This is a genomic window from Flagellimonas crocea (genome assembly GCF_033441595.1).
Taxonomy (GTDB): Bacteria; Bacteroidota; Bacteroidia; order Flavobacteriales; family Flavobacteriaceae; genus Flagellimonas; species Flagellimonas crocea.
In genome coordinates this window covers 67,366-80,197 of the sequence record NZ_JAUZVX010000003.1, presented here as the reverse complement: position 1 = coordinate 80,197, position 12,832 = coordinate 67,366, and the positions used below count along the sequence as shown (strand labels likewise).

8 protein-coding genes and 1 tRNA gene are annotated in these 12,832 nt (G+C 43.5%); 3 read left to right on the top strand and 6 right to left on the bottom strand.

The features are described 5' to 3' along the window. Positions 1-4: 4 nt before the first annotated feature. The 4 genes from SD449_RS09845 to SD449_RS09830 all read right to left on the bottom strand — a co-directional run bounded on the left by SD449_RS09845 (position 5) and on the right by SD449_RS09830 (position 6,106). On the bottom strand, positions 5-3,247 hold the full coding sequence (locus SD449_RS09845) for a SusC/RagA family TonB-linked outer membrane protein (protein WP_318310326.1): 3,243 nt from the start codon (positions 3,245-3,247) through the stop codon (positions 5-7). Between the two features lie 367 nt (positions 3,248-3,614). Continuing rightward, on the bottom strand, positions 3,615-4,097 hold the full coding sequence (locus SD449_RS09840; protein WP_318310325.1) for a helix-turn-helix domain-containing protein: 483 nt from the start codon (positions 4,095-4,097) through the stop codon (positions 3,615-3,617). 74 nt (positions 4,098-4,171) lie between these two features. Next, complete coding sequence (locus SD449_RS09835; RefSeq protein ID WP_318310324.1) at positions 4,172-5,692, bottom strand: AraC family transcriptional regulator; 1,521 nt, start codon at positions 5,690-5,692, stop codon at positions 4,172-4,174. A 341-nt stretch (positions 5,693-6,033) separates the two neighbouring features. Next, a tRNA-Met gene (locus SD449_RS09830) sits at positions 6,034-6,106 on the bottom strand. A 221-nt stretch (positions 6,107-6,327) separates the two neighbouring features. Between SD449_RS09830 and SD449_RS09825 the strand changes: the two genes are divergently transcribed. After that, positions 6,328-7,692, top strand: a complete 1,365-nt coding sequence (locus SD449_RS09825; RefSeq protein WP_318310322.1) for an alanine/glycine:cation symporter family protein — start codon at positions 6,328-6,330, stop codon at positions 7,690-7,692. Continuing rightward, entirely contained in the window at positions 7,682-8,563 is an 882-nt protein-coding gene (gene era, locus SD449_RS09820; protein ID WP_207035541.1) for a GTPase Era, read from the top strand. The genes SD449_RS09825 and era overlap by 11 nt, the downstream gene beginning before the upstream one ends. On the opposite strand, the gene SD449_RS09815 is transcribed toward era, so the two are convergent. Further along, positions 8,560-9,075, bottom strand: coding sequence for a GTP-binding protein (locus SD449_RS09815; protein ID WP_318310321.1), 516 nt, complete (start codon positions 9,073-9,075; stop codon positions 8,560-8,562). The two genes, era and SD449_RS09815, sit on opposite strands and share 4 nt — an antisense overlap. 76 nt (positions 9,076-9,151) lie before the next feature. On the opposite strand from SD449_RS09815, the gene der reads away from it, so the two are divergent. After that, positions 9,152-10,453 carry a ribosome biogenesis GTPase Der gene (gene der / locus SD449_RS09810; RefSeq protein ID WP_318310319.1) on the top strand — a complete coding sequence of 434 codons (1,302 nt, stop codon included), beginning with the start codon at positions 9,152-9,154 and terminating at the stop codon, positions 10,451-10,453. Here the strand turns inward: der and pbpC are convergent, their stop codons facing one another. Further along, entirely contained in the window at positions 10,454-12,826 is a 2,373-nt protein-coding gene (gene pbpC / locus SD449_RS09805) for a penicillin-binding protein 1C (RefSeq protein ID WP_318310317.1), read from the bottom strand. Positions 12,827-12,832: the final 6 nt, after the last annotated feature.

Below are 12,832 nucleotides of genomic sequence, written 5' to 3'. Positions count from 1 at the left end.
GCTTTTAAAATGATGCTCTTACGGTAAGGCCATATCTTCTTGTGGAGGGCCCCGTGAAGAAGTCTATTCCCTGTCCATTGCCTACCCCTGTACTGGATGAGTTGGTGTCATAACGGACGTCGTCGGGAAAGTTCACGGCCTTGTACCAAAGGTTGGAACCGGAAAGTGTCAGGGACAAGCTTCCAAAAGGAGTTTTGTCCAGCATTTTCTTCGGAATATTGTAACCCAAAGAGGCTTCCTGTAAACGGATAGTAGTTCCATCAAAGATGTTTACTTCATTGATGTCTCCTCCAAAAAAGGTATTGAAACCAAATTCCGTGGATGAGATGGCCACATCGTTGGGCGTTCCATCTGCAAAAACACCTGGAAGCACGTAATTGGACTCCCTGTCGATAGGATCATCGGTGTCTACAACACCTCTACCGATCAAACCTGCCGTGGTAACGGAATAAACATCCCCGCCATGGCGATATTGTAGGTTGGCCGATAACGTGAAATTTTTAAAGGTGATGGTAGGAATCAGTGCGGTCGTCCAGTCTGGATTTGGATCTCCGATTTCTGAAATGTTGTTATTTACCAAGTAACGGCCGTTGGGACCTACAACTTTATTGCCGTTGTCATCTCTTTGGATGGTACTCCCCAGCAATACGCCAAAAGGTCTTCCTTCCACCGCGTAGTTTGCAGCTTCGCCAGCCACGGCAAACGTCAGTAGGATGTTATTGGTGCCTTCCGCCAAATCCGTTACCGTGGTTTCACTCGCGGTAAAGTTTCCTGCCAAGTTGAATCCAATACCGGCTTCACTTTCCCTTAAAATATTCAGGTCGTAGTCAGCTTCGATACCTTTGGTCTCTACTTCTCCAATGTTCACAAACGTGGAGCGGAATCCTGTGGAACTGTCCAAAGTACGGTTTGTGATCAGGTCCGTGGTGGATTTTTGATACAAACTCACATTAAAGTTAAGCCTGTTGAAAAATCGTGTGTCCAGTCCAACTTCCAGCTCTTGAACTCTCTCTGGTGACAAGTCCCTGTTCCCCAATACATCGGAAACGGTATTTCCTGAAACAACATTTCCGTTGAGGTCCACAAATGTCCGTGCACCCAATGAAAGTACGTCCCTGGTATTGAAAGGTGTTGGGAATCCTGCGGAGGATCCATACCCCACTCGAAGTTTTGCATAGTTGAGCACGTTGCCCTGCAATGCCGGGAACGCAGTTGTGGGAATGAAGGAAAGGCTGGCCCCTGGATAGAACAAGGAATTGTTTTCCCTTTCCAAGGTGGAGGACCAATCGTTTCTTCCTACTACGTTTAAATAAAGGAGGTCTTTATAGGAAAGGGTGGCATCCAAATAAATACCGACCAAGTTTTCCTCAAAATTCTGATTTAGGTTGGAGCCTGAGAATGAGTTTACGGAGGATGGCGTAGTGAAGTTATAGTGCTCCAACACCCCGAAGACCAATTGTCCCTGACTTTCTATACCGTCCTGTGCGTAGGTGTCCCTTCGGCTATTGGCACCCAAAGTCGCGGTCAGGTTCAAATCTTCGGAAAGACTTTTTTCCGCACTCAATATCAGATCGTGGTTCCAAATGGAATTTCTCACGGAGGTAGTTCTCAAGATGCCCAATGTTGGGCCATCCACACCACCTTTGTTCTGTCCGTATGAGTTCAGTTCAGTATACGTGTCCAAACCTACACGATAGGTAAGGTTCATCCAATCGTTCAGTGCGTAACTCATGGAAACATTTCCTGTGAAACGGTCGGTTTCTTGGGAAGTTTTTGAGTTGGCCACTGTCCAATATGGATTTTGGATATCGTTACCTGATCTATAGTAGAGACTTCTTCCATCTGCCGCTTGGTAGGGGAGATTGGTCAAATCCACACTTCTTGGTGTATACAGAACATCACCAAAAATAGCAGAACCATTGAATGCTGCCCCACTACCGGTACTTACCGCATTTGGTGGAGATTTATACCCGGTTCGAGCAAAATTGAAAACACCGGATACCGTAAAGTTGTTGGACAGGACTGCGTTGCCCCCCAAACTAAAGTTGTTTCGCAACAAGGTGTTGCCAGGGGTGACCCCGATATCTTCGGTACGACCATAATTGGCGTTGAAGTTTACTTTTTCGGAACCTCCACGAACGTTTACAGAAGTACTGTACACATATCCGGTTCTGAAGAATTCTTCCACGCCATTGTATGGCTTATAGGGATATTCTTGGTCCAAAAGGTCTTCATAGCCGGCAATTAAAGTTGGGTCGGCTATATAGTTGAACGGATGCCGGGTAAGTGCCACACCGTTGGGCCCCGTCCTTATATATTGTGCAGCTTGGGATATTCCATCGTCGTCCGTACGATCAAAACGGGGCCCCCAGTTACTGAAAAAGAATCCAAATCCTTGATGGAACCCGCTTCCATAATTATCCTGATACTTGGGAAGTACGGCATTGGACATAAATACGGATTGTGTTACCGATACCTCAGTTTTGGAAGGTGCATCTCCCGAAGCGGCACCTTTGGTGGTAATAAGAATCACCCCATTTCTACCTCGGTTTCCATAGAGCACGGTTGCACTTAACCCTTTTAAAACACTTACGCTTTCAATATTATTGGGGTCGAGGTCCAAAAATCGACTGGACTCCGTATTACCGTCCAAAAAGTTGGTTTGTGTGTTTGTTCCTGAATCAAACGGAATACCATCCACAATAAATAATGGTTGGTTGGATTGCGTGGCCGAAGAATATCCTCGAATGATGATATTGGTTCCCGAACCGGACATTCCGTTGTTCGAGGTAATGTTGACCCCGGCTACTTTTCCGTTCAGAACACGGGCAACGTCGGCTTCCGGTCTGGATTCTACCTTATCGGATTCCACAGTGGTAACGGAATACCCCAGGGAGCGTTTTTCCCTAACGATACCTTGGGCGGTCACAACGACCTCTTCCAGCTGTGAAGCATCCTCTTCCATTTGTACATTGATCGTGCTACCTGCACCAACTGTTCTTTCTTGTGTGCGTTGGCCCAAATAGGAAAATACGAGGACATCTCCTTCATTGGCCCCGATGGCAAAGTTGCCGTCAAAATCGGATTGTGTACCACGAACGGTTCCCTTGACCACGATGTTTACACCGGGCAAAGGGACGCCATCTTGGTCGGTGACCGTTCCGGTAACCGTTTTTTCTTGAGCATGGGCGAATGCTATCGACAGACACATAGCCAGCAGTGCTCCAAACAGTTTCTTTACTTTCATACGAATAAAGTTTTGTTAGTAATTTGAAATTGAGTTAGAGCAACTGAGAAAGGTGGACGGCGCTAGGAAAATGATAGCTAATTCAAATAATACTTCTGGGAAGTGAACAAAACTCAATGGATTTGTCTTTTTAAGAAGTAGAGCCTCTCACCGCCCTACCTTTACAATTGCATAGCAAATCAACCTATAAGTGCTATGGAAACGGTACTCCTTAAACGGGGAGAACCTTAAAAAACCATATGCCCATGGGCAAGTACCGTTTTTAACATACCTGAGCGGAATTCAAAATCAAAAAATAAAGGGCATAAAAAAACCTCTTGATTTTTCAAGAGGTTTTTGGGATAGCTTACACGATTCAATGGGAACGCTACGCCAGCTGTACTTCGTGTTGCCTAACGAGTTTTAGCTCTGTAGCAGTCCTGTAATCGTTTGGACTGACCCCGGTAACTTTCTTAAAGGCACTGTAGAAACTATTTTTGCTGTTATAGCCCACTTCGTACATAATGGCCTTTACGCTGAGCGCAGGATCCGAAACCAGAAGGTATTTTGCCTCTTTTATCCGATATTCGTTCAAGAACGAATAAAAGTTTTTGGAGAAATAGGTGTTCATTACTTGGGATACCTTATACCTGTTTTCCTCGATATATTCCGATAGGTCATCAAGGCCAATGGCATTGTTCCTGTAAATTTTTTCCTCCTCAAAGGCTTTTTTGATTTTACCCCTAATAATAAGGGCCTCTGCTTCCGTTAATCCGGATTTCCTGTACTTTTCATGACTGTTGGAAGGACCCATGGTTTGCCCATGACTTCCAACATACTTAAAAACAAATTGTTTTAGTAGTCGTTTCATTTGATTGATGATTTTTGATTGATGACTACTAGTTAACCATAAAGTGGTTGTTTTTCGGTGTCCCCGATAAGAGTTTACCCTTGCCTTAGGTAATTGAGGTATTCACTTGGGGTGAGGTGGGTGTCTTTTTTGAAAGCTTTGTTGAAAGATACTTTGTTGTTGTATCCGACTTCATAGGCAACATCAATGATGTTGAGTTCGTTCTGTTCTTCCAAAAGCTCTTTGGCCTCTTGTATCCGATGGGAATTTACGAACTCCCTGAAGCTCATGTTAAAATGCTCATTGATCAGTTGTGATGTATTATGGCGAGTGGTATTCAATTCTTCCGCCACCATATCTAGGTTGATGTCGTTTTTTCGGTACAGTTTTTCTTTTTGGAAAAGGTCGATGAGGTTTTGTTTTAGCTCTTGGGACAGGCTGTCCGTTAAACCGGATTTCACGTACTTAGGGAACAATCTGTTAATGTAGGAGTATCTTCCACTGAAAACATCGGGCTGTACATTGGCGGCATAGCCTACATAAAGTACCATGGTACTCATCAGGACTATGGGGGCATGAAAAAATATGCCACTATTGGTGCCGGTAAGAATATAGGTGCCATAGATAATGTATACCACCACATAGCTAACATGTATCCAATAGATGTTCTTTTGCCAAATCCGAGTTTTTTTGCTCAATCCCGACGTATTTTTCTTGAGGATCAAATGCACAAAAAAGGCATACACTCCCAAGGAAATAGCCTTTAGAATAACCATCAACAATAATTTTGCGGAATCCCCAGGATTAAGCCCGTCCTGCAGTCGTTCCAACATAAAATTTACTTTGTGCGCGCCAGAGAACCCATATACGGTAAAAAACAAATAGGTGGTCAGGAAAACGGTGGGTAAAAAATGCCATAGGTCTTTAATTCTCAAATCATAGGATTTGGAAACTCTTTTAAAATAAAGAAAAAGTAAAGGACCATATAAAAATGATGACCAAGTGGACATCAAGTAGGTGTGCGGAAATTCAAACACGTAGTTGGTCTGGTTGACACAGATGTTCAGAATAAATAAGGAGTGGATAAAAACAAAAATGGCTATAAGGATTCGGGCCATTTTGTCAATTTTTTTATTGATAAGTAGAACAATGGTCACATAAAAGCCGACCAAGGATACGAAAAAGTAAAATACCGACCAGCCTGTAAATTTTGGCAACACAGTGCCCGATAATTTGGAAAATGAGGGTTCATTTCTGATTTTATCAAAATCCTCGTGCAGTAAAAAGGTAGGTTTAAACTCTATTTTAAAGTAGTCATAAATATATCCAATGGATTCTTCCGATTCGTTTAGGGCTGCTTGACTAAGGGCCAACTTTTTTAAAACATGGATCTTTTCGGCCTTATCCGTCCCATCTAGGTTCTTTTTGTATAAGGGAACCGCCTCTTTAAATCTGTGTATATTGAAATAATAGTCCGCCCAGTCCAAAGAATCCTTAAAAATTTCAGCAGAGGGCTCAGGAAATCCGCCGTAACCCTTTACGGTGGAAGCACTATGGGCAAACGAAACGTTCAGCCATAGAAAGAGTAAGACAATGTATGTTACAGATTGTCTCATTTTTGATTGATGATGAATTAGTTAACAACAATGTATGAAAATAAACTGTTAAAATTGTTAACAAACTATTAAAGAAGGTAAGCCCCGATAAAAGTTTACTACTTGGGATAGCCCATAAATAAAGGATTTCTAGATGAAATGCTTTCATGTAATAAAAAGGTGTCCTTAAAGTTTCACTTTCCAGATTTTTAACAATTCATCCAAAAGAGAACCATAAAAAAGTAAATGAGGGTGGGATAAAATGGTTTTTAGGAAACGATTGCACATTATATCCATTGACCAAAAAGACTTCAATGGACGCCAAAATAAAAGCTCCTTGAGAAATCAAGGAGCTTTTTTAGTAGCGGGGACTGGACTCGAACCAGTGACCTTCGGGTTATGAGCCCGACGAGCTACCTACTGCTCTACCCCGCGATATATGTTTTTATGTTTCTCTTGGAAACGTATTCTTTCAATAAAAAACTCAGTCGGTGTAGGTACCTTGCCCTGAGCGTAGTCGAAGGGTACTGCTCTACCCCGCGATGTGGACGGCAAATATACAACCGTTTTTATATCATTTCCAAACGAAACTTAATATTCCTGTCTCCATTAGGGTCAATCCCGCCCAAAATCCATAAATTCGACCTTTTTACCTTATGGATGCAATCAACGATTTTATATCTTCCCTGTTGCCCTACACCGAGTGGCCTATGTTCATTTTGCTCATTGGAGGGGGGCTTTTCTTGGCTTTCTATTCAAAATTTGCACCTTTTCGTCACTTTGGCCATGCCATTGCGGTGGTATCGGGCAAGTATGATGATAAAAACGCGAAAGGAGATGTAAGCTCGTTTCAGGCATTGTCCGCTGCCGTTGCCGCTACCGTTGGTTTGGGAAACATCTCAGGGGTGGCCATTGCCATTCACGATGGTGGGCCGGGGGTCGTTTTTTGGATTTGGATGACAGCGCTTTTGGGCATGGGCATCAAATTTTACTCCGGTAGTTTGGCCATAATGTACCGTGGCAAGGATTCTGATGGGCATATGCAGGGTGGCCCCATGTTTTACATTACCCAAGGAATGGGAAATTGGGCAAAACCCATGGCCATCTTTTTCAGTATTTGTGGGTTGTTCGGATTTTTGGGGGTTTTTACCGCGAACCAGTTTACCGAGGCATTCATGGGAGTGGTTCGGCCACATGAAACCTTGTTTGCTACCAGCGAGTATAATTGGAAACTCATCATAGGCTTTTTTCTGGCCATTGTCACCTCCATCGTAATTTTTGGGGGGCTTAATAAAATAGCCAAGGTCGCATCAGCAATTGTGCCCTTTATGGTAGGAATTTATCTCTTGGCGGTGATTTTTGTGATGGCAAGCCATGCGGATGAAGTTTTTCCTGCCCTTAAAATGATTTTGGTGGAAGCATGGAATTTTGATACCGTTGTCACCGGTGGATTTTGGGGATTGGTGATCGTTGGGGTACGCAGGGCTATGTTCTCCAACGAGGCAGGTCTCGGTAGCGCGCCCATGTACCACGGACAATCCCGTAACGATGAACCTGCAAAAGAAGGACTCGTGGCAATGCTCGGTCCGTTTATTGATACCATTTTAGTATGTACCTTTACCGCAGTGGTCATTATTTTGAGTGGAGCCTATCTTGAGGATGGCAGTGGAATAACCATGACGATGTCCGCCTTTGAAACGACGTTGTACGGAATCGGGGATGTGCTCTTGATGGTAATCGTGGCAGCTTTTGCATTGTCGACCCTATTTACGTATTCGTATTATGGTGTGAAAAGTTTGTCATTTTTGACGAATGCCAAAATCGGAAAGTGGTACAATGTATTTTTTATAGTGATGATTGTTTTTGCCGCAGTGGCATCATTGAAATTGGTAAAAAACTTGATTGACCTATCATATGCATTGATGGTCATTCCAAATATGATCGCTGTGTTGTACCTTTCACCAAAGGTGAACGCAGCATCCAAACAATATTTTGAAAAAAGAAAGAACGGTGGCGCATAAAGCAGGATTTGTAAATATTATAGGGAACCCCAATGTGGGTAAGTCTACATTGATGAATGCCTTTGTTGGGGAGAAACTGTCCATTATCACCTCCAAGGCTCAGACCACGCGTCATCGTATTTTGGGGATTGTCAACGGAGATGATTTCCAAGTGATTTTGTCCGATACCCCAGGCATCATCAAACCGGCCTATGAGCTGCAAACCTCCATGATGGATTTCGTTAAATCCGCCTTCGAGGATGCTGATGTGCTGCTCTATATGGTTGAAATAGGAGAGAAAGCGCTCAAAGACGAAAATTTCTTCAAAAAATTGCAGAACAGCAAAATTCCAGTCTTGCTCCTTCTCAATAAAATTGATAAATCCGACCAACAAATATTGGAAGAGCAGATGCAGTATTGGCAGGAGCAATTGCCCAGCGCAGAAATTCATCCCATATCCGCTTTGGAAAACTTTAATGTTACCGAAGTATTCAATCGTATTTTGGAACTATTGCCCGAAGCACCGCCGTATTATCCAAAGGACCAAATGACGGACAAACCAGAGCGTTTTTTCGTGAACGAGACCATCCGGGAGAAAATCTTACTATACTATAAAAAGGAGATTCCCTATTCCGTGGAGGTGGAGACCGAAGAGTTTTTTGAAGATGAGGACATCATTCGAATCCGGTCGGTGATCATGGTGGAGCGCGATACCCAAAAAGGAATTATTATAGGGCATAAGGGCGCCGCCATTAAAAAAGTAGGGGTGGAAGCCCGTAAAGACCTCGAAAAGTTCTTTGCCAAACAAGTTCATATCGAACTATATGTAAAAGTGAACAAGAACTGGCGAAGCAACTCCCAGCAGCTTAGGAGATTTGGGTACAATGGCTAGGCATTGCTATTGATTCGTTCAAAAGGCGCAATAGTGTCCCGAACGAATTTTTTCAACTGTTCCATTTGGTCTTTTCCTTTCGATTTTCCCAAACGGCCAAAAGCGTAAAGTGCGAACCAAATCATCACTAATAAGAACATGCCCACCAACCAGAAGGTAACATCCTTGCCTAAAGAGTAATTGGAATAGGCAAAAATTCCCATGATGATAAAAATGGTGCCCACACCAAAATGGAGGAACATAAAAAAGGTCCAAAGCGTGGGATTGGGGCCAAAGACGCCGCGAATATTGCTGACACCCTCCTCGAACGACGACAGTTCCAAATGAAGTTGGGGTGTCCAAAAGGTAGTTTCCGCCTTTCTGAACTTGACAAAAATATGTTCATCCAGTCTTTTGATCAATAAAGAATCAGCCGAAGCCGAATCAAAAATAGACTCCAATTGTTCTAAATTAGCTCTTAGGGACACGCGAAAATGGGGCCGTAAAACTATCTCGTTGGTCAAGTCGCTCATAATCATTTGAAAATGATGAAAAAAGGTATCATTTTTTCTTCATAATAAATGGTACTTTTGCCAAAAATTAAACCTGATGGGAGCTATCGTAGCCATTGTAGGAAGACCCAATGTTGGGAAGTCCACTTTTTTCAACCGACTTATTCAACGCCGTGAGGCGATTGTGGATGCCGTAAGCGGTGTAACACGTGACCGTCATTACGGTAAAAGTGACTGGAACGGCAAAGAGTTTTCCGTGATCGATACCGGTGGTTACGTCTTGGGTAGCGACGATGTTTTCGAAAAGGAAATCGATAAACAAGTAGAGTTGGCCATCGATGAGGCCGATGCCATCATTTTTATGGTTGACGTGGAGTCCGGCGTAACCGGAATGGATGAAGATGTGGCCAAGCTACTTCGCAGGGTGGACAAACCCACATTTTTGGCCGTAAATAAGGTGGACAATACGCAACGTATGGCCGATGCCGTAGAGTTCTATTCCTTGGGATTGGGTGAATATTATACTCTTTCTAGTATCAACGGTAGTGGAACAGGTGAACTGTTGGATGCCTTGGTGGAAGTATTGCCAGATGAAAAGGAAGAAGAGGACGAATTGCCGCGTTTTGCGGTAGTGGGTAGGCCCAATGCTGGAAAATCATCATTTATCAATGCGCTTATTGGAGAGGATAGATACATTGTCACCGACATTGCCGGTACTACCCGCGATAGTATCGATACAAAATACAATCGTTTTGGATTTGAGTTTAATTTGGTGGACACTGCCGGTATCCGTAGGAAGTCCAAAGTAAAGGAAGACTTGGAGTTTTATTCCGTTATGCGTTCCGTAAGGGCCATTGAATACTGTGATGTATGCATTTTGATGATGGATGCCACCAGAGGTTTTGATGGGCAGGTACAGAACATATTTTGGCTCGCTCAGCGCAATAATAAAGGTATCGTAATCTTGGTGAACAAATGGGACCTAGTGGAAAAAGAGACCAATAGCGTAAAGGAATATACAAAGGCCATTCACGAAATAATATCACCTTTTGAAGATGTTCCTATTCTTTTTATCTCGGTGTTGAACAAGCAGCGAATCTATAAGGCCATTGAAACTGCGGTGGATGTTTATAAAAACCGTTCCAAAAAAATACCAACGCGTAAATTGAACGATATCATGCTTCCCATTATTGAAAAAACGCCGCCGCCGGCAACTAAGGGGAAGTACGTAAAAATCAAATTCTGCACGCAATTGCCCACACCATATCCGCAATTTGCCTTTTTCTGCAACTTGCCCCAATATGTGAAGGACCCTTATAAAAGATTTTTGGAGAACAAAATCAGGGAGAATTTCGATTTTACCGGAGTTCCAATGACCATTTTTATGCGGAAGAAATAATTATTCGCCCGAAGCTGAGCGTACTTTCACTACCTGCTGAATTCGATTGCCCTGATTGTCCACGGCTGTGAGCATATACTCACCGGCTTCGATGGGTAGAATCAGCTCATGGAAATTCTCTGTCTTGCCAATAAATAATTCATCCAAATACCAATAAATGATAGCGTTGGATTGTTGATGAGCCAGTTTGAGAATGATTTCCATACTTTTTTCGCCCAAATCCTTTGGGAGTAGTACGGTTTCATTTCTTTTTGGGTAAATGAACTCCATCAAATTGTTTTCCAAAGCAGAACAACCTTCCAAATAAGGGGGCAAAGGTTTATAGTTGGGATTCGAAGAAGCGTAATAATATTCCAAAATAGGAGGGAGTACCAACCAATTCTTGGCGACCATATCTTCCAGAGGGTAACATTCGGAGTTTACTCTATACTGTTCCGAAGCATTTAAAAAAACCTGCTGATGATAGGGGCACGGACCACTTCGTGTTCCGTGTGTAGGCACCCATTCTTTCTTGATATCATCACAATACACCGAAGCACGATACCCACTCTGTGCACATACCTCCAGCTCAATAAGGTCATCAAAAGGTTCTTGGAACCAACCGCTCTGTGGTAGCGCATCCAGTACATCAAATAACAATGGAGCAGCTGCGGTAATTCCTGTTAGTCCAGGTCTGCCCTCGCCATCGGCATTGCCCGCCCAAACCCCAATGGCATATTTTGGCGTAACCCCAACGGCCCACGCATCCTTAAAACCAAAACTGGTGCCAGTTTTCCATGCAATGGGTTGGGAGGAATCAAAAAACTGCCAATTTTCGTCACCTTCGGGTCTGTTGACCTCATACATGGACTGAAATGTGCTGAAAATGGAACCTGCTCCAAAAACCAAAGGGTCAAATTGTTCCCTACCAAAATCTTTGGTCTCATTTTGTAGATAGGTGGCTTCCGTAAATTCTTTATTGCGGTACGTGCTGGAATTTTTGGAGAAATAGTTGACGGTAGATGCCAAGGAAGCATAGGTGGAGGTTACTTCCCAAAGGGAACTTTCCGCACCACCAAGAATCAAGGATAGCCCGTAATAGGATGAAGGTTTGTCCAACGACTCCATTTTCATTTTGTGGAGCTTGTTATAGAACTTTTCAAGTCCGTATTCCCGTAATAATCTTACCGCAGGAACATTCAGTGAACGGGAAAGTGCCTTGCTCGCCGGCACGGCGCCCACATGTTTTAAGTCAAAGTTTTGGGGATTGTATCCGTTGATTACTGTTGGAACGTCCTCTACAAGGCTATGAGGCAACAATTGGCCCTCGTCCAACAAAGAAGCAAACAAAAAAGGCTTCAACGTACTCCCCGTACTTCTTTTTTTAGTGATGATATCCACATAATTGGCATGTGTCTCATCCGAAGGTGAATTACCTACATACCCGAGCACTTTTCGGGTTTCAATATCCAGCACCAGAATGGCCAGATTATGTATTTCGTTGCTTTGCAATTGCTGATAATGTCGTTCCGCTAAAAGGTTCAATCGTTCCTGCAACGGTCGTGTTAACGAAGTGGTCACACGCTGGCCAGGATACTCGTTTCGAATACGCTCGGTAAGGTGCGGTGCCACATCGGGCAATGGAAATGGTTTTTGTGGCAATGGTTCGGCTACGGCCAATTCGTAAGTTGTTTCATCAATGATTTCTTTTTCCCATAACTTCTTCAATAACCGGTTTCGCTTGTCCAAAAAGGCCCGTTCGTTTCGCCCAGGGAAAATAAGTGCCGGGGCATTGGGCAAAACGGCCAAAGCGGCCGATTGCCCCCAGCTCAGTTCGTGGGCGGGAATCCCAAAATAGCGCCAAGCTGCGGTTTCCAATCCCACTACATTACCGCCGTAAGGTGTGTGGGAGGCGTAGAGCTTTAAAATTTCTTCCTTCGAGTGGCGCAACTCCAAACGAGTGGACATAAAAACCTCGATGAGTTTTTCCCAATAGGTCCGGCTTTGATTTTTTCTGCTCAACCGTATTACTTGCTGTGTGATAGTACTGCCACCTCTTCGCGTTTCTTTGGTGATATTGTGCCCGATAGCCTTTATAATGGAAATGGGATTGAAACCAGGATGCTGATAAAAATATTCATCTTCAAAAAGCAAAATACTCTGTTTGAAGCGTTCGGGAACGGAATCAATCTGGGGAAATCGCCATTGACCATCATCGGCAATCCGTGCTCCGATAAGAGACCCTTCAGAACTGTCCACAACCGTTGATGTTGGGTCGTCGAACAGATTCTTGGGCAGGCAAAACAACCATAAAATCAGAACGATGAAAAATACACCGAACTTGACTTTATGGTTGACCAAGATTCTTTTTGCTGGCGATAAAAACTCACTCATTCAACA

Excerpts from the sequence above, each read along its gene's own strand:
- SD449_RS09845 (WP_318310326.1), bottom strand. The coding sequence starts at position 3,247 with ATGAAAGTAAAGAAACTGTTTGGAGCACTGCTGGCTATGTGTCTGTCG.
- SD449_RS09840 (WP_318310325.1), bottom strand. The coding sequence starts at position 4,097 with ATGAAACGACTACTAAAACAATTTGTTTTTAAGTATGTTGGAAGTCAT.
- SD449_RS09835 (WP_318310324.1), bottom strand. The coding sequence starts at position 5,692 with ATGAGACAATCTGTAACATACATTGTCTTACTCTTTCTATGGCTGAAC.
- SD449_RS09825 (WP_318310322.1), top strand. The coding sequence starts at position 6,328 with ATGGATGCAATCAACGATTTTATATCTTCCCTGTTGCCCTACACCGAG.
- SD449_RS09815 (WP_318310321.1), bottom strand. The coding sequence starts at position 9,075 with ATGAGCGACTTGACCAACGAGATAGTTTTACGGCCCCATTTTCGCGTG.
- der (WP_318310319.1), top strand. The coding sequence starts at position 9,152 with ATGGGAGCTATCGTAGCCATTGTAGGAAGACCCAATGTTGGGAAGTCC.
- pbpC (WP_318310317.1), bottom strand. The coding sequence starts at position 12,826 with ATGAGTGAGTTTTTATCGCCAGCAAAAAGAATCTTGGTCAACCATAAA.